The sequence below is a fragment of the Fibrobacter sp. genome, from assembly GCF_017551775.1.
GTDB lineage: Bacteria > Fibrobacterota > Fibrobacteria > Fibrobacterales > Fibrobacteraceae > Fibrobacter.
Genome location: NZ_JAFZKX010000019.1, coordinates 16,049 through 37,867, shown reverse-complemented (window position 1 = coordinate 37,867; position 21,819 = coordinate 16,049). Strand labels below are relative to the sequence as shown.

13 protein-coding genes and 1 riboswitch are annotated in these 21,819 nt (G+C 52.6%); of the genes, 6 read left to right on the top strand and 7 right to left on the bottom strand.

The window, feature by feature from the left end:
- Positions 1–34 precede the first annotated feature (34 nt).
- The 5 genes from IK012_RS02470 to IK012_RS02450 all read right to left on the bottom strand — a co-directional run bounded on the left by IK012_RS02470 (position 35) and on the right by IK012_RS02450 (position 9,451).
- Positions 35–1,789, bottom strand: coding sequence for an FISUMP domain-containing protein (locus tag IK012_RS02470; protein WP_290949969.1), 1,755 nt, complete (start codon positions 1,787–1,789; stop codon positions 35–37).
- Positions 1,790–1,792: 3 nt separating this feature from the next.
- A complete protein-coding gene (locus tag IK012_RS02465) occupies positions 1,793–3,586 on the bottom strand; it encodes an FISUMP domain-containing protein (protein ID WP_290949965.1) in 1,794 nt (597 codons plus the stop codon).
- Positions 3,587–3,589: 3 nt separating this feature from the next.
- A complete protein-coding gene (locus IK012_RS02460; protein WP_290949962.1) occupies positions 3,590–5,245 on the bottom strand; it encodes an FISUMP domain-containing protein in 1,656 nt (551 codons plus the stop codon).
- Positions 5,246–5,362: 117 nt separating this feature from the next.
- Positions 5,363–6,289, bottom strand: a complete 927-nt coding sequence (locus IK012_RS02455; RefSeq protein ID WP_290949959.1) for a hypothetical protein — start codon at positions 6,287–6,289, stop codon at positions 5,363–5,365.
- A gap of 18 nt (positions 6,290–6,307) precedes the next feature.
- Complete coding sequence (locus IK012_RS02450; protein ID WP_290949956.1) at positions 6,308–9,451, bottom strand: hypothetical protein; 3,144 nt, start codon at positions 9,449–9,451, stop codon at positions 6,308–6,310.
- A gap of 427 nt (positions 9,452–9,878) precedes the next feature.
- Between IK012_RS02450 and IK012_RS02445 the strand changes: the two genes are divergently transcribed.
- Positions 9,879–10,946 carry a glucokinase gene (locus IK012_RS02445; protein WP_290949953.1) on the top strand — a complete coding sequence of 356 codons (1,068 nt, stop codon included), beginning with the start codon at positions 9,879–9,881 and terminating at the stop codon, positions 10,944–10,946.
- A 100-nt stretch (positions 10,947–11,046) separates the two neighbouring features.
- On the opposite strand, the gene IK012_RS02440 is transcribed toward IK012_RS02445, so the two are convergent.
- Positions 11,047–11,724, bottom strand: a complete 678-nt coding sequence (locus IK012_RS02440) for a hypothetical protein (RefSeq protein ID WP_290949949.1) — start codon at positions 11,722–11,724, stop codon at positions 11,047–11,049.
- Between the two features lie 133 nt (positions 11,725–11,857).
- On the opposite strand from IK012_RS02440, the gene IK012_RS02435 reads away from it, so the two are divergent.
- Positions 11,858–13,360, top strand: coding sequence for a DEAD/DEAH box helicase (locus tag IK012_RS02435; RefSeq protein ID WP_290949946.1), 1,503 nt, complete (start codon positions 11,858–11,860; stop codon positions 13,358–13,360).
- A 167-nt stretch (positions 13,361–13,527) separates the two neighbouring features.
- Here IK012_RS02435 and IK012_RS02430 read toward each other — a convergent pair whose 3' ends face one another.
- Positions 13,528–14,544, bottom strand: coding sequence for a Fic family protein (locus IK012_RS02430; RefSeq protein ID WP_290949943.1), 1,017 nt, complete (start codon positions 14,542–14,544; stop codon positions 13,528–13,530).
- A 107-nt stretch (positions 14,545–14,651) separates the two neighbouring features.
- Positions 14,652–14,901, top strand: a riboswitch (cobalamin riboswitch).
- 111 nt (positions 14,902–15,012) lie between these two features.
- Between IK012_RS02430 and IK012_RS02425 the strand changes: the two genes are divergently transcribed.
- The 4 genes from IK012_RS02425 to IK012_RS02410 all read left to right on the top strand — a co-directional run bounded on the left by IK012_RS02425 (position 15,013) and on the right by IK012_RS02410 (position 21,809).
- Complete coding sequence (locus IK012_RS02425; protein WP_290949940.1) at positions 15,013–16,944, top strand: TonB-dependent receptor; 1,932 nt, start codon at positions 15,013–15,015, stop codon at positions 16,942–16,944.
- Between the two features lie 42 nt (positions 16,945–16,986).
- A complete protein-coding gene (locus IK012_RS02420; protein ID WP_290949938.1) occupies positions 16,987–18,471 on the top strand; it encodes a hypothetical protein in 1,485 nt (494 codons plus the stop codon).
- 243 nt (positions 18,472–18,714) lie between these two features.
- A complete protein-coding gene (locus tag IK012_RS02415; protein WP_290949936.1) occupies positions 18,715–19,509 on the top strand; it encodes an Rpn family recombination-promoting nuclease/putative transposase in 795 nt (264 codons plus the stop codon).
- A gap of 683 nt (positions 19,510–20,192) precedes the next feature.
- The gene (locus IK012_RS02410) at positions 20,193–21,809 is read left to right on the top strand and encodes an N-6 DNA methylase (protein ID WP_290949934.1); all 1,617 of its coding nucleotides are present in this window, start codon (positions 20,193–20,195) and stop codon (positions 21,807–21,809) included.
- Positions 21,810–21,819: the final 10 nt, after the last annotated feature.

The window sequence follows — 21,819 nt, the reverse complement described above, 5'->3', positions numbered from 1 at the left end:
TACCCGCCGGACCCATACTCTTAATTGATGTAAATTAGTCCTTCACGCAACGTACGCTGATGTGCATTTGTGTGCTGGTATACTGAAAGACCGCTGCATGGTTATCGGAGACTCGGATTAAAAAATAAGTCTGGCCGCCATCGCTATAAACCCATACGAAGGCATCTTCGCCGAGGTGCTCGAAATGCTTACTAGAGTCGTAGTCTCCGGCCCCGATCAGGGATAGCCCAAGATTGTTGCTTCCCGATGCTATAGACGATTTCCAGCTCTCCGCCGATATCAGTGGCAGGGCCTTATTGCCCGCGAGGCTTAACAGGTTTAACATTTCGGATTCTGACGGAATGTGCCAGCCGCTGGGGCATATGCCCTGTATAGGAGCATCGCCCAGGTCGCAACTGGTTTTGTCGCATTTGCTGTCGTTCATTGCCGCGTCGCGGCTGTACAGGCGCCCGTAAAGTTCGCAGTAGCGGTCTTCGTCGTTGAAGCAGAAGGATTCTCCTATTTCGTTGCCTGCGTAGTTCAGGTTTTCGGCCATCCAGGTCGCGCCCTCGACTTCTACGGTCTTGTAAGTCTTGCCGTCACGGGTATCGGTCAGGGTGCCGTATTCGATAGACGGATTGAACTGAGTGCCGGCCTCTTCTAGGAAGGGTTCGACGTCTTGTTTTTTTCTCGAAGAACTGCTGCGCAGTGATGAACTGGAATAGCTGCTCGATGAGTAACTACTCGATGAGTAACTGCTCGATGACAGGCTGGAAGAACTGGCTGGAACAACCCCGTCGCCCTTTATGCAGCGGACGGTGCTGTAGTATTTGTTCGAAGAGTGATCCCAGATTTCCGCATTGTCAGAAGAACCAGAAATCAAGAGGAAATACTGGAGGCTGCTAGGTATGTATATCCACATGACTTCGTATTTGTGGAGGTCCTCGAAATAGCTGTCGCTCCCGTTGCCTGCGCCCAGGAAGGAAAGTCCGTAGTCGTCTGTTCCCGGGTAGTTCCAGCTCGATCCGGCCGACCTCAATGCCGATGGGGAACTGATGTAATCCAGCAGGCTTTGCACTTCTGTTTTTGTCGGGATATGCCAACCGCTCGGGCAGACGCCCTGTATGGGACCTTCGCCTAAATCGCAATTCTTTTGGTATTCGCACGAGGCGCTGTTCATTGCCGCGTCGCGGCTGTACAGGCGACCGTATAGTTCGCAATTGCTGTCACTGTTGCTGTAACAACTGGATTCCCCTATTTCATGGTCGGCGTAGTTCAGGTTTTCAGCCATCCAGGTTACGCCGTCGACTACCACGGTCTTATAAGTCTTGCCGTCGCGCGAATCCTTCATTGTCCCGTAACTGATGATGGAACTCGAGGATAGGCTGCTCGAAGAACTATAGCTCGAGGAACTACTGCTCGACGATGAACTTGAATAACTACTCGAAGATCTAGAGCTGGAAGACTGCGAACTGCTGGACGCATCTTCGTCGTCGGAGCTGCTGGAACTTTCTGCTCGTTTGAAGTCCCTGCCCTCCGCGGTGAGCGTGTCTGTGTCGCCAATCCAGATATACGCGGAATCGCGGTAGTCGAACTTGCAGACGTAGCTGTCCTTGTCGCGACCGACTACAGCCTCGCGGCCTTCGCGCCTTTCGTTGCAGGGGATGTCCGCGAAATCCGATTTGGACTTGATCGAGTATTCGTACCCGCGGTCCTTTGAAATCGGGGCGAAACTGTCATCATCGCCGCAAGCATTAAAAATGATTGCGCTAAAAACAAGGGGGACTACGCCCAGTGCATTTTTATACATAGATTAATCCTTTATGCAGCGGACTGAGGTATAGAGTTCAGAGTCGCTGTAATTAAAGGTGATTGCGTTGTTTTCGTGTCCTCTTAACAAGAGGTAAGATTGCTTTGTGTTCGTGTAATACCAGAAGTATGAATAATCACCCAAGCTACTGAAACTATTGCCTCTGGAGGCATAACAACCGGCAGCCACAAAGGAAAGTCCGTATCTATCTGTCCCGGGCGTAATGTCTGATCTCCAGCCCTCTGCCGATATCAATGGGCTCAATACTCCTCCTGTAAGTTCTGTAATGGAATTCGCCTCGCTCTCTGACGGAATATGCCACCCGTCGGGGCAGATTCCTTGAATTGGAGCGTAACCTAAATTGCATGTTTCTCCAAAAGCGCATTTGCTGGAATTTAACGCTGCATCGCGGCTGTACAGGCGCCCATAAATTTCGCAGAAACGGTCTTCGTTGTTGAAACAGGTGGATACTCCAATTTCGTTGTCTGCGTAGTTCAGGTTTTCGGCCATCCAGGTTACGCCGTCGACTACCACGGTCTTGTAAGTCTTGCCGTCACGGGTATCGGTCAGGGTGCCGTAATCGATAGTCGGATTGAACTGGTCGCCTGCTTCCAGGAGGGGTTCGGTGATTTCCTGGTGTAGCGAGGAACTGGAATAGCTGCTCGATGACAGGCTGGAAGAACTGGCCGGAACAACTCCGTCACCCTTTATGCAACGGACGGTGCTGTAGTATTTGCTTGAAGAGTAATCCCAGATTTCCGCATCTCCGGAAGAACCAGAAATCAAGAGGAAATACTGGGCGATGCCAGGTGCGTACATCCACATGACTTCGTATTTGTGGATGTCCTCGAAAGTGCCGTTGTCCCAGTTACCGGCACCCACGAAGGAAAGTCCGTACGCGTCTGTTCCCGGATAGTTCCAATTCGATCCGGCCGACTTCAATGCCGATTCGGGGCTGATGTAATCCAGCAGGCTTTGCACTTCGGGTTTTGTCGGAATGTGCCAACCGTCCGGGCAGATTCCCTGGATGGGATCGGAGCCCAAATTGCATGAAACGCCATAGACGCAACTGGTGGAATTCATTACCGCATCGCGGCTGTACAGGCGACCGTATAGTTCGCAATACTCGTCATCTTTGGCGTAACAACTGGATTCCCCTATTTCGTGTCCGGCGTAGTTCAGGTTTTCGGCCATCCAGGTTACACCGTCAACTACCACGGTCCTGTAAGTCTTGCCGTCGCGCGGATCCTTCATTGTCCCGTAATCGATGTCCGGGTTGAAGTGCGATTCCTTGGTGTACGGGGTTAGGCTGCTTGAAGAGCTGTTGCTCGAAGAACTGTAACTCGAGGAACTGTAACTTGAGGAACTATAGCTCGAGGAACTACTGCTCGACGATGAACTTGAATAACTACTCGAAGATCTAGAGCTGGAAGACTGCGAACTGCTTGAATTGCGTGAGCTGCTGGATTCATCTTCGTCGTCGGAGCTGCTGGAACTTTCTGCTCGTTTGAACTCCCTGCCCTCAGCGGTGAGCGTGTCTGTGTCGCCAATCCAGATGTACGCGGAATCGCTGTAGTCGAACTTGCAGATGTAGCTGTCCTTGTCGCGACCGACGACCGCCTCGCGGCCTTCGCGCTTTTCGTTGCAGGGGATGTCTGCGAAATCCGATTTGGACTTGATTGAGTAATCGTACCCGCGGTCCTTTGAAATCGGGGCGAAACTGTCATCATCTCCGCACGCAGTAAATGCGATTGCGCTAAAAACAAAAGGGGCAATACTCAGTGCATTTTTATACATAGACTAATCCTTTATGCAGCGGACTGTGTTGTAAAGTTCGGTGCCGCTGTTGTCCCAAACTTCCGTATCGCCTCTTGATCCCCTTATTATAATGTAGTATTGGTCCGAAGATGCATAATAGGCCCATACAAAATCATATTCACCCAAATAAGTGAATTCTTCATTGACTCGATAAGCTCCGGCGCCCAGGAAGGAAAGTCCGTAGGTATCTAATCCGGATGTAAGGCTTGCTTTCCAGCCCTTGGCTGACCTCAGCGGGCGCGACTGACCACTTACAAAGTCCACGAGGTCCTGCGCCTCGCTTTTTGTCGGGATGTGCCAGCCGTCTGGGCAGACACCCTGAATTGGATCGGAGCCTAAATTGCATGATCCTTTAAAAGCGCAATCGCTGGAATTCATCGCTGCGTCACGGCTGTACAGGCGTCCATAAATTTTGCAGAAGTTGTCATCGTCGTTGAAGCAGACTGATTCTCCGACTTCGTTGCCTGCGTAGTTCAGATTTTCGGCCATCCAGGTTACGCCGTCGACTTCCACCGTCTTGTAAGTCTTGCCGTCACGGGTATCGGTCAGGGTGCCATATTCGATGTCCGGGTTGAACTGAGTGCCGGCTTCTTCCAGGAGGGGTTCGGTGATTTCCTGGTATTGCGAGGAACTGCTGCGCTGTGACGAACTGGAATAGCTGCTTGATGACAGGCTGGAAGAACTGGCCGGAGCAACTCCGTCGCCCTTTATGCAGCGGACGGTGCCGTAGTATTTGTTCGAAGAGTGATCCCAGATTTCCGCATTGTCAGAAGAACCAGAAATCAAGAGGAAATACTGGAGGCTGCTGGGTATGTATATCCACATGACTTCGTATTTGCGGATGTCCTCGAAAGTACCGTCGCTCCAGTTGCCGGCGCCCAGGAAGGAAAGTCCGTACTCGTCTGTTCCCGGGTAGCTCCAGCTCGATCCGGTCGACCTCAATGCCGATGGGGAACTGATGTAATCCAGCAGGCTTTGCACTTCTGCTTTTGTCGGGATATGCCAACCGCTCGGGCAGACTCCCTGTATGGGACCTTCGCCCAAATCGCAAGACATTTGGTATTCGCACGAGGTGCTGTTCATTGCCGCGTCGCGGCTGTACAGACGACCGTATGTTTCGCAATACTGGTCAATGTTGCTGTAACAACTGGATGCCCCTGTTTCGTGTTCGGCGTAGTTCAGGTTTTCGGCCATCCAGGTTACGCCGTCGACTACCACCGTCTTGTATGTCTGGCCGTCGCGTGAATCCTTCATTGTCCCATAACTGATGGTGGAACCCGAGGATTGGCTGCTTGAAGAACTGTAGCTTGAGGAGTAGCTGCTGGAACTTTCTGCTCGTTTGAAGTCCCTGCCCTCCGCGGTGAGCGTGTCTGTGTCACCAATCCAGATGTACGCGGAATCGCGGTAGTCGAATTTGCAGATATAGCTGTCCTTGTCGCGACCGACAACAGCCTCGCGGCCTTCGCGCTTTTCGTTGCAGGGGATGTCCGCGAAATCCGATTTGGACTTGATCGAGTATTCGTACCCGCGGTCCTTTGAAATCGGGGTGAACTCGTCATCTCCGCATGCAGTAAATGCGACTGCGCCCAAAGATAGACATGCGAAGTATTGAATTGTTCTGAAATCGCGGATTCTCATATTTCTCCTAAGTTTTTCTCACTAAAATATACCATTATTCACGGTTCGTATCATGCAGATAAAAGAAAACGCCTGCGCACAGGCAGGCGTTTGTTGAATACTGGTGTGTTCGGACCGCTATTTCAAGAACAGCGTCTCTTTCCCGTTGACTTGCAAGATGACGGGAATGGCCGGGGCCACGAATACGTTGCCTGTAAAGATTCCCTGTTCCAGCAACTGCCCGTTGGTACTGAACACCTTGTAGGACGTTCCCTTCAGAACGTTGCCGACATGGTAGTGCCTGGGCTTGATCTTCAGAAAGGACAGGCCCGGTGCGGCTTTGCCCATTCCCTGGAGAGACTCTGTTTTGGTCGTGTCGGGGACTTTAGTCGTATCGGGGGGCGTGACTTGGGTCGTGTCGGGCGCACCTGGATACTTGAGTTCCGTACAGACATTTATCGTGTCGAGAAGCGGCCTGAAATCTGCAGCGACTGCTAAGAATGCCAGCGGAACAGTAGCGTAGTCCATATCCTTTCCTCCATTTCTTCTTTCTCGGAGTTCAGGAGGATTGAATTCGCAACCGGTGTTGCCCATTTCCTTGAAATAATAGACTTTACACAAATTGAACACATGTTCGACGAGGGAATCAGCTTGTTCCGCCGTTCCTTTGAAAACGCCGGCCTTCTGAAGGCGAGAGAACTCGTCTTTGTATACATCGTAGTGATGTATGGAGAAGAGCGAGTCCACAGCGTCGTCCAAGTTGGAGGAGTAAGGAACACGCGCCACCTTTACCACTTTTTCAGTAACGATAACGATCATGGTGGAATCCAGTTCGGATCTGTACACCCATGCGGTATCATTGCCTGAAACGTTCACGACGGCAGGTTCCCTCTTATCCATCTTGGAAAGATCGAGGTAATCGCCTTCAAAAAGGTAGAGTGCAGTCGCCGGATAACCGGAATTGGCATCGGCACTGGAATTTCCGCCTTCGTAATTGATGGTGCAATCTGCCGCATATAAGTTCGCGGCAAGGATGCCTATCATTAAAGCTGGTGCGTAGTTCATAGTCACTCCTATTTTGAACTAGTTATTGCTTGCGTAAGGTATAACCTTAATGTTAGCAAAATTGCGGGCTTCTATGTTGAAAGCGGTGATGCTTCCATAGAAAGTAGCCCCCTGATTTGTCTCGATGTACACATTGGAGTACGGGGCAACAATGCGGCCAGCGAAGGTCTTATTGATAAAGTAGTCCCTGTTCTGGGTGCTGATAAGAACTTCGAAGCTGCTTGCGATGGTCTTGAGTTCCTGCTCGCTGTGATCCATCGGTGCGCGCCAGAAGAATTCGCCATCGATATGCAGGATGGTCTGCTGGCCGGGCTGAGAGAACTTGACCTTGCCGTAGTCCTGCAACTGGAGATTCTTGACGTAGAATTCGCCAGCCGGGATGATAAGCGTTCCGTTGTAACCGACGATGATGGTTCCGTACTTGACACCTGCTTCCAGCGTCAACGTTTGTCCGTTGCCGACGTAAATCGGCTGGCGTTCTTCCTGGAATCCGAACACGTCAATGACGGTCGGGAAGGTTTCGTTGAATTCGGCTACAGTACGGTTGACCACTTCACCGCCAACGAGGTACCAGAACATGGAGGAATTTTCAGCAACCTTCGCATCGGAGCCGTAGAGGTTGATGTCCCCGTGAACCTGGATGCCATGCTGGAAGTAAATGGTTCCAAGAGTATGGAGCGCACCGACATGGTTTTCATCACCGATAATCATATTGTTGTAGTAGTTGGACTGGATGCCGGCGGCGGCCAAATCGCAGTAGCCCCCGTTATCCTTGGTGCAGTTGGTCTGCTGCCTGAAGATGAGGGTCGAGATGGCGTAGATTTCCGGAAGATCAGACGGTTCCGGGGTACTGATGCCCGGATCGTCGCTTGCTTTGTACGGATCGGTTTCGCCTTCGTCGAAAATACCGTCGTGGTTCAGGTCTTCATCACCGTCCTTTGCGCCTCCGTTGTCGGAGTCGTAGTCCAGTTCGGCGCGGAATTCGTCGCCATCGACATTGGCGAGCGGATCGCTGGTGAGGAATGTCGATTCATATTCTTTCTTGTTGCGAAGCGTGTAAGAAAGGATTTCTTCGCGGTCATTGACCTCGTCGCCATCGGAGTCTTCCTTGTCGACCTTGGTATGGAAGCGGTTGATTTCGTCGTAGTCGTAGAGTCCGTCGCCATCCGAGTCGTTTTCGATTGCCGGGTCGGAATTCTGAGCGTTGGTGACGTCGGACGGAATCCAAGTGAAGCGGATGGAGGATTCTTTTTCAAAGACACGCCATTCATATCTACCATTGTTGTCAACGTTGATAAAGCGGAATTCGTAAACGCCCAATTCGGGATCCAGACGCACTGCGTCAATGGTCATGATATGGCTGTATTGCCAAATATAGATGGGACGGCCTTGGCTAAGGGCGTCAATCAAGTAGGTCTCATCCGGACGTCCCGGCAGGTAATGCAGTTTTTCCTGGGGAACATTCAACGCAATTTGCAGGGCTTCGTTTACGTCGGAAACATATCCGCCGCCTCTTGATCCGTGCGGGAAGGCGTCGAGGTACATATCGTTCGGATTGCCCTTGACGCGAACCTTGATTTCATCCTGGGTGATGGTGCCGCCGTAGTAGTGGTTCAGCATGACGGCGCTGACAATCCAGCATCTCCAGCTTTCTTCATAGTCGTACCCTTTTTCGTTCGGATCGGAGAACTGAAGCTGGTGATAATTGTCGTAGTACGCGGAAAGATTGTGCGGCATTCCGCCTCTCTTTTCGTTGAACATCTCACCCCACTGGAGGTCGAGAAGGTAGGAGTCCCTTCTGGCGGCGAGCGGGTCCACGTGGAGGTTGTAGACGATGTGATCGTCGGAGAACACGCGGGTTCTGATAGTGAGCTCGGTGAGATCGTCCTTGTGAGCGATGAGAGATTCGAGGGAGGTTTCGAAGTCGCCGGTCTGCGAGGCTTCGACAGTCCACCTATAGGTACCCGGCTGCAGGAACACGGAAACACTGGTGTATGCCGTGGTGACCTGGGCTGCAACTTCGTTTGTGACGTCGTTGATTACGGTGAGGATGTACTTCTTGGCGCCCTTGACGGCAATCCAGGAGAAGACCATCTCTTCGCCTTCAAACAGGGTGACGATAGAGCCGTCGGAGAGGGAAAGCGGCTTGGGGTCGGGAGTGGATTCAGCGTTCTTCTCGATTTCCTTGGCCGAGAAGAGCTTCCATTCCTTGACGGTGTTCTGGGTTTCGGAAACGATGGCGCGGTAGAAGTCGCCGGTTCCGTAGTAGTTGCTGCCCAGTTCGAATTCGTCGTAGTGGGTTTTCAGGTATTCGTTGGTGTTCAGGGCGCTGTTTGCAGAAGCGACTGCCGCAGCGTTCGGGCCAACCGTACCCCAGGCCACATAATCGACCGGTTCGTTGTTTGCGTTGTAGAGGGTAAGTTCACCATCCAGGCCGAAAGCGAGTTCGGTCGAGATGATTTGAATGTCTGCGGTGGGGCAGTACTTGCTGTCCGTGTTGCAGATGATCAACTTCTGGCCCTTGGGGAGTTCCTTGCCGTCAAGGGAGAGCGTGCTGCCGCTCGCATCCTTGATGTAGAACCCGTTCAGGGAGTTCTTGTTGTCGTTGTCGAAGTTGGAAATTTCGACCCATGCTGCACGGTAGGAGGAAATTTCAGGCTGCACACCGACGAAGCGGGGCTGGGCCGGATCCGTGAGCACGGGGCCTACCACTTGGTAGGGCTGGCCATCGATGAAGATGGCGATGTTGTTGTCGACGACAAAGCTGCTGGAGTTGGGGTAGCTCACGCTGGCGGTCTTGTCAAAGGCTTGCCAGTCGGTGTAATTGATACCGATGTTCATGCCGGAGGAGTTGGGGAACACACCCGGAGCGAGGGTCGGAATATCAATATTGATTTCAACCTGGTCGCCGTTTGTTTCGTGGTGAACAGTTGCCGAAGGCGTGTAGTAGGGATGAATTTCAATACCGCGGTTGGCCTCTTTATACAGATAGTATGTCAACCGGACGTTATTAAACGTCTGTTCGGTGCTGTTGACGACACGCAATCTGATTGTTGCCTGACGTGCGTTGGTTTGCTGCTCGTCGTACGCTTCGACGTGGATTCCCGCCTGAGCGAATACGAAGGAGCAGAGGAATAATAAGGATAGGATTATCTTTTTCATCTTTTTCCTAGGTAGGGGTTGAACGAAAGTATTCTCTGAATACAAACTTGCGAAAATATAACAAAAGAAAATTTTTAGAATAAATGTTTAAATTTATCATAATTTTACTAATAACGTAACAATGTTGTATAATATAGAACTGATATGTAATGCGGAATGAAGAACAAAGTAATACAATGTTTTGCTACCGTGAGGGGATTAGACTCTTTTGTCAATTTGAGATTTTTTCCCTAAACACCCGAAAATCGGCCGAAAAATTTTTCGAGAGTAATAAAAAAAACATTTTTCTGTATGTTTTGGAAGCGGGGGTGTTCGGGGGGCGTGGCGAACCATCTATCGGCTGTCATACGGGGTCGTAAAAAATGCTGTTTTGCCGCGCAGTGTCCAGAAATTTCCTATATTCGCAAGTCGAAAACCCGGAGTTTTTATGGAAATCAAATGGCTTAATCCCGATGCAAAGTTTGATCGCCTCGTTCTGGCGGGCGATATTGGCGGTACCAACACGAACCTTGGCCTTGTTGGCTACAAGGATGGCAAGTTCACGCTGATTCTCGAAACGGTTTGCCCCAGCAAGGATATCGACGGTCTCGAAGCCCCGATCTGCGAGACGCTGAAGCTCGCTACGGAATCCCGTGCCGACCTCAAGCCCAGCCACGTGTGCATCAGCGCCGCTGGCCCTGTGGCGAACAACAAGTGCGTGATGACGAACCTCCCGTGGAGCGTGGACGGTGAAGCGCTTACCGCGGCCATCGGCATCCCGACGCTTGTCATCAACGACTTCATGGCGATAAGCTACGGCATCCCGACGCTCGACGTGGACGATCCCAAGCAGATTTTCAAGCTCACGCATACCGACGGCAGCCAGCCCGCCCCGCAGAAGGCGACCAAGGCGGTTATTGGCCCGGGTACCGGCATGGGCGTGGGCTTCCTTGCCTTCGACGGCGAGAAGTACATCCCGGCCTGCTCCGAAGGTGGCCACTCCACGTTCGCCCCGTTCGACAAGGACTCGCAGGAATTCCATGACTACATGGAAAAGAAGATTGGTTGCGTCCCCGGCGTGGAACCGCTCGTGTCGGGCATGGGGCTGCGCAACATGTACGAATGGTGGAAGGAAACCCGCGGCGTTCCCGATAACGAGGCCTTCAAGAAGATCGAGGAGACCGAACCGAACGACCGTCCGAAGTACATCAGCCGCGCGAGCGATACCGACCCGGTCGCGGCCGAGATGATGCGCCTGTTCGTGAAGATGCTTGCCCGCTTTGCGAGCGACGCCTCTACGCTGTTCCTCCCGCTGGGCGGCCTTTACCTGGCCGGCGGTACCGTGCAGAAGGACTTGCGCTGGCTCGAACGCGATAGTTTGTTCATGAAGTATTTCGAAAAGAACTACAACCCGAACATCCGTCCGCTCCTGAACAAGATCCCGGTGTATATCATCAAGGATTACAGCATTAGTTTGTACGGAGCCGCGAATGCGAGCTTGAACCTGCAGAAATGACACGCAAGTGTCATCCTGAGCGGAACGTAGTGAAGTCGAAGGATCCAGACCTGAGCTATTATCGTTTGTCCGAATCTTTTTGATTATGAGAACTCGGTGTCTAGAACATCGAGTTCTTTATTTTTTTCATCTGCTCGTTGATTTTGTCCCACTCGTCATTCCAGAGCTTGCGGTAATAGTTGCAGTTCGAAATGATGGGCTGGATTTGCTTCTGCTGCCCGGGCATCATGGCGAACATGGTGCAGCGCATGGCGCAGTCCCTGTAGAGGAACATGAGGCGGAAGATTTTCTGGATGCCGTTCGCGAAAGTCGCGTCGAGCAAAAAGCCGTTTTGCTGCCACAGGAATTCGATTTTTTCGACGAGGGCGCCGAATTCGGTAACTTCCTTCTGCTTGTTCGGCTGGGTCATCTGCATTGCGATGAACACGGAGTTCTTGTCGGCTTCTAAAATCCTGTCGGAGAACTTTGAAAGCACCTGAAGCAGTTCTTTTGCGTTCTGGCGCTTGTCGCGCTTTTCTTCGAGTTGCTGCTGCAAATCTGCGCGCTGCCTTTCGAGTTCCATGGCGAGCCTGTTTCTGCGCTCGTCGTTTTCGAGCAGCATCCTTTCGTACCGTTTTCCCAGGAAATACGCCATGAGGGCCGATGCCAAACCCCCGCCCAGGGCCCCGAACAGGGCGATGAGGCATTGGGCTAACGCAGAGGTGCCCGAGTTGCCGCCCGCCGATACATGAAAGGCGACGACACTGTCTATGACAGATACTAGCAGCGAATCTTCCATGTTTTAGAGGGGGTTAAAGGAGATTTGCTTATGAAAATTAACACAAAAAATGTTATTTTTCAACTCCCCTATTCGCAAAAAATGGTTATTTAATTGTTGCGACCCCCCTTTTTTTCTACATTTGGCGCCAATTATGCTATTTTCCGACCTTCCCCTCGCAAATCCTCTGCAGCGTGCGGTGCGCGCTGTCGGCTACGAACAGCCCACTCCGATCCAGGAAAAATCGATTCCTAGCCTCCTGGAAGGGCGGGATTTGCTGGGAATTGCCCAAACGGGCACCGGCAAGACGGCGGCCTTCGCGCTCCCGATTCTGCAGCGCCTGCTCGATTCCGGGAAATTCCGCGCGCCGAAGACCTGCCGTGCGCTCATTTTGCTGCCGACACGCGAGCTCGCCATCCAGGTGGAAGACTGTTTCAAGCAGTATGCGCAGTTCACCGCGATTTCGACCGCCTGCATATTTGGCGGCGTGAACGATGCCCCGCAGAAGAGGAACCTCGTGCGCGGCGTGGACGTGCTGGTGGCGACTCCGGGCCGCCTGCTCGACCTTATCAACCAGAAGGCGGTCTCCCTGAAGGCCCTGGAATTCTTCGTGCTCGATGAAGCCGACCGCATGCTCGACATGGGGTTCATTCACGATATCCGCAAGGTGGTGGCGCTGCTCCCGCAGGTGCGCCAGAACCTGTTCTTTAGCGCGACGATGCCCGACGACATCACGAAACTCGCATCGACCATCCTCCGCCCGGACCCGGTGCACGTGGAAGTGGCCCCGCAGAGCACGCCGATAGAACGCATCCGCCAGGAACTCTACCGCATCGACAAGCGCCGCAAGGGAGCGCTTTTGAAGGAACTCCTGCTCGCTCACCCCGAAATGAAGAAGGTGCTCGTGTTCAGCCGCACCAAGCATGGTGCAGACAAAATAACGCGCGTGCTCGAAAAGGCGGGAATCAAGTGCGCGGCGATTCACGGGAACAAGAGCCAGAACAGGAGGCAGGAAGCCCTCGGGAACTTCAAGTGCGAACAAATTCGCGTGCTGGTTGCGACGGATATCGCCGCCCGCGGGATAGACGTGGACGACGTTTCGCACGTGTTCAACTACGATCTGCCCGACGTGCCCGAGACGTTCGTGCATCGCATCGGCCGTACCGCCCGCGCTGGCAAGGACGGCATAGCGATTTCGTTCTGCTCGCCCGACGAGGAACAGGACCTGCGCGCTATCGAGAAGCTGACCCGCATCCGCATCCCGGAAGGCGACCAGGCGATATACGAGAAGCTGCCGCCCCCGCAGAAGGAAACCGCGGAAAGCGAGATGCGCAATGCCCGCGGTCGCATGTCGCGCCGCGATGCGGAAAACCGCGCTGAAAAATCCCGCGAGAAGAAGCGTTTTGAAAAGCCGGCGAGCGGCAAGCCGGCCCGCGAAAAGCACCCGGGAGACGGCCGCGAGAAGCGTTTCGGCGGTCAGCCCGGCAACGCGCAACCCGGTAACGCGCAGGCTAATAATGCGCGGCCCGGCAACGTGGTTCCTGACGGTGCATCGTCCAATGGCGGTCAGCCCGAAAACGGCCACAGGCACCGTCGCCGCAACCGCCCGGGTTCCCGTGCCCGCAAACGCATGCGCGAGAACGGCGGCGCCGTTTAAGACCCGCGAAATACAATACGTCTCGCCGTTTAAAGCCTGCGAAATACGTCCCGCCGTTTAACAACTTCAATAAACGCGTCTTTGAGAAATGCTGCGCTGTTTAAGTTCGGCAAAAATTGCCCCGCCGTTTAAGGCCAGCAATACACATATATACAATATAGGCGGGATTACTCCACGACGCTGTAGGTCTGGCTGCGCCCGCCCTTCTTGTTGGCGGCAACGAGCCCTTTCCCTATAAGGCTTTGTATTTCGCGGAGCGCGGTATCGTGGCTTGTCCCGAACAGGGCCGCCACGTCCTTCGCCGTGAAGTCCCTCGGGAGTTCCCCCGTGAGGGCCGCGTTCAGGAGCCGCTGTTCCCTTTCGGTTGTCTGCACTCCCGAATGCCTCGCGAGGTAGCGGAAACGCCGCGTCTCGAATTCAATCGCCGATTCGCTCGTCTGTACCGCTTCCACGATTTGCGCGAGGAACCAGAGGATCCATTCCGTGAGGTCGCCGTTGCCGCATTGCGCCCTGTTCAGCGTGCGGAGGTATTCCTCGCGGTTCTTTAAAATCTGGCGGTTCAGGGCGTAGTGCATGCGTGCGGATTTCTGCGCGCGGCTCAGTTGCAGCGCGGTGATGGCCCTCGCGATTCGCCCGTTCGCCTTGTCGAAAGGCCGCAGCGTCAAGAACCAGAAATGCGCGATGGCCGCCTTGATGGTGCCGTCCATGGGGTAGTTCTCGAACCATCGCAAAAAGTGTTCCGTTTCGGCGGGCAGGCGTTCCGGCCCCGGTCCCGAGAAATTCAGGCCTTCGCCCTTGGCGTCGATACCGCTTGAACCGCCCCGCCACGAAGTCGTCCTGCCGCCGGTCATGGAACCGTGCCAGTTGAATAGGCGTTCCTGGGACAGGGGAGTCGTGTAGTTCTCTATGGCGCCGATGTAGTTCTGGATGTGGGCGCTGCTTCCCTGGGCGCGGAGCGCGACGTCCGCCCGGACGGAGTCGCTGTCGAGTTGGATTCCGTCGATGGCGAAGTTCGCGACGATGTCCTCGACGACGAGGTCCGTCTCGAAATCTTTTGTGCCCGCGAAGGTGAGGAGTCCCGAGAGCCTGCCTTCGCTGAAACGCGCCTTGCCGAGCGCGTCGAGCACGCGTGCGGAGTCGAACCTGAAATTCGTCCAGTCTGGAAATTGGTAAATAAAGAGCATGTAAGTAATATAATCTATTTTACGCAAAACGTGCGTTAAAAATGGCCGCGGCAGGCAAATTCCTTGCGGAATGTATTTTATTGAAAACATGGGCGCCTTTTTTTATATTTCTAGACAAATGGCCCTATGCCGTGAAAAGCTGCAGGTGGCGCGAAAGCGAAACCTGTAAGAGAATCCCGTGCTGCAAAACCGGCGGATGCCGGCGGCGCAAATCCGGGAACGGTCCCGCCGCTGTAAGGGAGGACGAAACCAGCAAGAACCAATGCGTGGAAACCGTGAAAGGGAGTACGCGTGTGAAGGTGCTGGAAGTAGAGCGATCCCCGAGTCAGAAGAACTGTAGGGTCCAATCGGCGCTTTGCGCCACTGGTTTGACCGATGCGAGTGACATCGTCCGAATTGCCCGCGCTGCTGTGCGGTGTTGTTTTTGCGTGTGCTTCGGCACATGGCGTGCATGCCCAGGAAGGGCCTGTGCAGGATTTGGGCGTTTCCCAGGTCGAATCTTACGCTATAGCCGAGACGGAAAATCCGGGAACGGATTACATGGAAATTTCGCCTTCCGCTTGGGAGGGCCTCGGACTTTCGGCTTCCGAAGTCATTTCGTCGCTTTCGGGCATCCAGGGTTACAAGCAGGGCGGCATGGGCAGTTTCCAGACGGTATCCATCCGCGGGATTGCCGCGCGTAACGTGCTGATTTGCATCGACGGCATTCCCCTGAACGATGCCGGCGGCGGCGCTGCCGACCTGGGGTCGATCGACCTCAACAACATCGAGAGGATAGAGGTTTACAAGGACAGGGTCCCGGCGAAGTTCGGCGGCTCGGGCATTGGCGGCGCGATAAACTTCGTGACCAAGGATGCGCTGCATAGCGGTTCGACCCCGAGGGGGCGCGTCATCGCGAGTTACGGTTCTCACAACACGTTCGAAGGTTCCGTACAGGTTTCCGCGGGTATCAAGGACAGCGTGCAGTTCTCCGCGACGGCATCCATGCGCCACAGCGATAACGACTACGAGTTCGATAACCGCAACGGCACCCTCTATAACGACGAGGATGATTTTAAGGACAGGCGCAGGAACGCGGAATTCACGGAATATTCCGGCAGCTTCCAGTACCGCATGCTCCACGGGAACGGATTCTTCTCTATTCTGTCTGCAAGCGCGATGCACACGCAGGCGGGGAACCCGGGCCTGGAAGACCTGCAGACGTATGTGGCGGAATTTACGGGCGACATGGCGCAGGTCGCGTACCGGCTGGAATTCCCGACTATTGCCGACGTGCTGCTCCTGACGGCGGGCGTTACCGGCAAGTTCGAGAAGAATTCGTCTTCGTCGTATTACCCGCTCGATAAAATCGGCTACCTCTCGAAGGATTTCAGGGAATACGGGCTTGCGGGCTACAGGGCGGTTCCCGAGGTTTCGGCGAACCTCTTGCTGGACAAGTTCGAGGCGTATTTGCGCCTTGCGGGTAGCGCGGAACTCTGGGAATCGCGCGGCACGCTGGAGAGCTTTGGCCTGGAACGCCTCGCGGGTTCCATTGCGGGCAATGCGGAATACAACTTTACGGATTGGTTCTCGTTGTTCGCCGAAGGCAACATCCTGAAGACGTACGACGATATCGGAGGCGGCCAGGTCCTGATGACTACGGGCGCTGCCGCTGTAAGCGAGGCTACGGATCGTGACCTGAGCCTTGCGGGAATGGTGCAGGCGAAGTTCGGGAAGAAAAATTCCTGGATTGGCGGCAACGTTTCGTTCGGGCGATTTTACAGGCAGCCGCAGTTGATGGAACTCTACGGCGTGTATCCGGGGATGCTTTCGAGCCCCACGCTCAAGGATGAATCGGCCTTGCGTTTTGCCGCTGGCCTCTCGCTTGCGACCCCGAAGAACCGCTCGGTATTGCGCGCCACCTATTTCGAAAATCATGTAAAAAATGGAATATACTGGGTTATAAGTACCAACCTGATGAAGGCCTTCAATATAGACAAGTCGCTTATTCGCGGGGTGGAACTCGAACTGGAAAGCCGTCCGGTGAAATTCTTCCAGGCGGTGTTGCGCGGGACTATCCAGAATCCGCGTGACGACGGCGTGAACAAGGCCTATAACGGGAACCTGCTGCCGGGCGAACCCGTGCACAGCTATTTTGCCGAGGGCACGTTCTTTTTGCCCTACAACTTGAGCGCCATGTTCCAGGCTACATACAGGACGCGGATTTTCAGCGACCGCATGAATTTTACGCGGCAGCCCCCCGTTGCCCGTTATAACGCCTCGCTCGCTTGGCAGCCGTGGAAAAAGACTAGGATCATGTTCGCCGTGGACAATATTTCGGATGAGACCTACCGCAATATCTACACGCCGTATCCGGCGCCCGGTCGGGAATACAGGTTTACACTCATACAGGGGTTCTAGCCCCCGCGCATAATATGCGTAAAGCCAGAAAAGGAAGCAACCATGAATAAAAAACTACTCACATTACTCGCTTCTATGTCGCTTGCGTTCTTCATGAGCGCTTGCGGTGACGACAACGGTTCGGGCGCCAGCGTGACCTGTCTTGAAGATGGGAAATGTCTGGAAGATGACATCGTCAGCAGCGATTCCGACGATGACGAAAGTTCCAGCTCTGTGAAGGCCAAGTCCTCCAGTTCTTCCAAGGCAAAGTCCAGCAGCTCGGGCAAGGCGACGTCCAGCTCCAGCGCGAAAGACGACAAGTCCAGCAGCTCGGAAAAGAAGGACTCCAGCAGCTCCGCCAAGTCGAGCTCTTCTGAAAAGGCTAACTCTAGCAGCTCCGCAAACTCCAGCTCCAGCGAAGCGAAGTCTTCTTCCAGCGAAGTGGTGAGCAGCTCTTCCGAAGAAGTGCAGTCCAGCAGCTCCGTCGAACTGAAAATTACTTACCTCTCTGAAACGCCGAACGCCGCCGACCTCGAAGTCTCTGGCGACACGCTGTTCGCCGTGTTCCAGCGCTCTTATTCGGATGGTTCGTCCTTGCTGAAGTACGAGAATGGTCTCGTGGCCCTGTTCAAACTGAGCGATGGCACTCTTCTTGATACGATTCCGCTTGTGACCAAGAACCCGCAGGCCATCAAGATGGTGAAGGGCTCGCTTTATGTGGGTACTCAGGGCGAATACAATCCTGTCACATGGGGTATTGATGCCGATGAAAACCGCGGTATCGAAAAGATTGACCTGAAGAACAAGAAGTCTGAACTTTGGGTGAGCGGTACGCTGCTTGGCGGTGGCGCGTATATGATGGATGTTGACAAGGTTTCTGGCACGGCATATGTTGCTGTTTACAGGGCCTACCAAGATGTCCCTGCTGTCGAAGTTGATTTGACCAGCAAGTCGGTGAAGAAAATTGATGGCATTGTCGATGCCAGCGGTTCTATTTACTATGACAGTAAAATGAAACTTGCCTATATCGGTGACCGCGGATCCCTCTTTGATTTGACCCCCATGGTGGCGTACGCGTATAATGGAAAGAAGCTCACCGCCCTTTATGATGATGAGATGGGCTATCAGCCCGCTGGTATTGTCGTTGCAGGCGGCGAGATATTTGTCTATATCAGCGATTTTGCTAACGCAGGCAAACTTTACTGGATTGAAGAAGATGAAGAAGAAGGTTCTTGCCTCAGTGACAATAACATTCCCTTCTCGACCGATACAAAAATCGTAGGGGTCAATGGTGGATTGTACGTGCTTGACCGCAAGGGTAAGGGTAGCATCTCGAAGGTAAATACAACCGCCAAGACTGTTGCTTGGCAGCAGGCCTTTGAAGACAAGGTCAATCCCTGGGACATCGTTGCCATTGACAACAACACTGCTTGGGTCGTTATGTATGACGTTGCCGAAATCCGCAAGATTTCCCTCACGGACGGTTCTACGATTTCTTCCATCGATACGAAGGAACTCAGCGCCAAGAAAGTCGAAATCGTGGAATAATTAGTCAAACGAAATTACACCTCTAGAAACAAGGCGCATCGGTTTTCCGGTGCGCCTTTCCTTTACCGATTTGGTTTTTCTTTCGATTCATTTGCTATATTAACATTGGCTAGCGAACAACTGGCCATTCGCTCACAAAAAGAGCCGTTTTCTATATCGTATTATTATATCGGTATAGGAACGGCTCTTTTTTTTGTTTAACGACTAAAGGTACGGACAGCCATGTACGTACAAAGGAGCATAATGGAACCGAACCACATTCCGTTCGAAGAACTGCCCATCACGAACCGCTTCATGTTCGCGCTGGTGTTCAGCCATAAGCACATCGCGAAGCCGTTCCTTGAAGCCCTCCTTGGCATCAAGATTTTTGACCTTCAGGAACCCGAACCGGAGAAATCCACCGAAAGTAGTCCTTTTAACAAGGGTGTTCGATACGATGTCTTCGTAAAGGAACAGGGACCCAAGGGCGAAACCGTCCGCACATTTGATATTGAAATGCAGATAGAGGACACACATGAACTGCCGAAACGCGCCCGCTACTACCAGGCCTTGTGCGACTCAGAGGCCTTGAACAAGGGTGAATCCTACCGCAACCTCAAGGAGCAGTACATAATCTTTATTTGCCCGGACGACATTTTCAGGCAGGGACGGCCCGTCTACAAGTTCAAGAATCTGGAAATCGGACGCTCGGAACACGAATTGGGCGATCAATGTTGGAAAAATTTTTATATATTCAGTAAGTACAGGGATGTTGCCGAGAAGTCGATCAAGGAGTATCTTGAATACTTCGCGACAAACAAGGCGACATCCGCGGGGACGCTGGCTGTTGAACGCCAGCGGCAATGGTATCTGTCTGACAACGAAACAAGGAAGCGCTATATGACTTGGCAACAGGAAATTGACGAGGCTGTGTATAACGAGCGCGAACGTGCTAATGCTGCCGAGAAACGAGCCGACGAGGCCGAGGCCCGTGCAGATGAGGCGAAATCACGTGCCGACAAGTACGAAAAGATTCTTAAGGAGCATGGACTTCTTTAAGGAGGTCCGAATATTCCTCTTTTTTGCCCCAGACTTGTTCTGGGGTTATTTTTTGTCAGCGGAATAATCTATATTATGGTTAAAATAGAGTTTTCTCTTGTCCTCTATCTGAAACTTCGACAATTTCTGCAACGAGGATAAGACGGACGCTCACGTCTGCGACGGGCTTAGGCCTGCCGCATCGTTTTGCTGCATGGTTTATTGTTTTTATTTGGCAATTGGCCTAGTTGCAAGCGGCCTTTTGGGGCGTGAGTTGTTTGCGTTTATTCGTTGCGGGCAGTCGAAGGCCTCAGATAGGTAGACGCATTCAACTCCACGCCTTTTTTATTTCCTAAAAAAGCTGGGTAGATGCCGAACAGGAGTGGACTCGCTGAGTTTTGCTCTTGTTCCTCTATCTGAAACTTCGACACTTTCTGCAACGAGAATAAGACAATTACTCGCAACCGCCCGTGAAGGCCACGGGTGTATTGTGTCCTGGGCGTACTGTATCCGCTCGGGATGGTGGCGCGTGGAGCGCCATCGCGGGTCGTTGTATTCTTTTTTGAAAATGTCGCGCTTTCGGGCGAGGAGTAGCAATGCTCCCCGCCTTTTCTTATGCCCGCTGAACGGCTCCTGAAACCAGGCCCGGCGCATGGCTCCTGCGAGAGTGAACTCGTTCACTTTCAACATGGAGTGCATCTGATATGGCAAAGAAGGCTGCGAAGAAGGCGACCGAGAAGGCTCTTAACATCGACAATATCCTTTTTAATTGTCGAGACATTCTGCGGGCAGCCCGCAATTCAGGTTCGTTTTTCGAAAAGCGCGACATGATGCTTACGCTTGTATTCTTGCGCTTCATTGGTGAAAAATACGATGATGGTGTTGCAAAATTGCGCGGGGCTTTACTTGAACAGGGACTTGATCCCGATGATGAAAATATCAGAACAGCCTTCTTTGAAGATGTTTCTTTTGCCGATGGAACTTACAATCTGCCCCCCGAAGCTCGTTGGTCGAATATCATCAATACTCCGGCTCCAAAACTGAACTCTGCGCTTGATGCTGCCCTGCATAGCATTGCGACCGACTCAAAAGACCTAAAAGGCTGCTTTGTTGAAGGAACGTTCTTGACTCGCAACCTTGCGGCTAACGACATTAAGAAACTAGTGGACGAGGTGAACAAGATTAGCCATAAGACCTTTGGCGAAGAAAAAGACCTCATCGGTCGTGTCTATGAATATTTCCTGAAAGAATTTGCGGTGAACGCCACCAAGGAAGAAGGCGAATTCTACACGCCGCACGATGTTGTTCAACTGATTGCATCGATGATTGAACCTTACGACGGTACACTTTACGACCCGTGCTGCGGTTCGGGCGGCATGTTTATCCAGAGTGCGGAACTGGTCAAGTCCAAGCAGGGGGATATCAACCGTATCAATATCTATGGTCAAGAAAAGGATGCTGCTACTTACCGCCTTGCAAAGATGAACCTTGCTTTGCGCGGTTTGAGCCACCATCTGGGTGACACGAATGACTCTACTTTTATAAATGATTTGCATAGGGGTGTTTATTTTGATTATATCATGGCGAATCCGCCGTTTAACCTTAAAGGTTGGTATAATGACAACTTGAAAGATGATGCTCGTTGGGCGGATTATGATACGCCGCCGGAGAGCAACGCCAACTATGCCTGGATTTTGCATATGCTATCGCACTTGAAGCCGTCTGATGGTGTGGCGGGGTTCTTGCTTGCAAACGGCGCCTTGAATGACGAAGATACGGTGGAAATCCGAAAAAAACTCATTCAGAATGATAAAGTTGAAGCGATTGTTGTTCTGCCGCGAGAATTATTCATTACCACGGATATCAGTGTGACGCTTTGGATCTTGAACCAGAACAAGAATGGTGGAAAATATAAAGGTCGAAAACTCCGTAACCGTAAACACGAAATTCTCTTTATGGATTTGCGGCAATGGACAGAAAATCCAGTCAAGAACGAAAACAAGAAGAAGGTAATCCTTGTTACAGAACAAATTGAAAAAGCAGCGAGTATTTACCATACCTGGCAAAATGAAGGAACCGATGACGCGAACTATGCTGTACCGGAACTTTATCGTAGTGTAGGGATTAAGGAAATTGAAGAAAAAGGCTGGGCGCTTACGCCAAGCAAGTATATCGAATTTATAGACCACGACTTGGATATTGACTACAAGAAAGAAATGAAGCGGATTCAAGGTGAGATGAAAACCTTGCTCGCTACGGAAAAACAGAGCCAGGAAATGCTAGTAAAGGCGTTTAAGAACATTGGTTTTGGCATTGAATAGTGGGGATGGG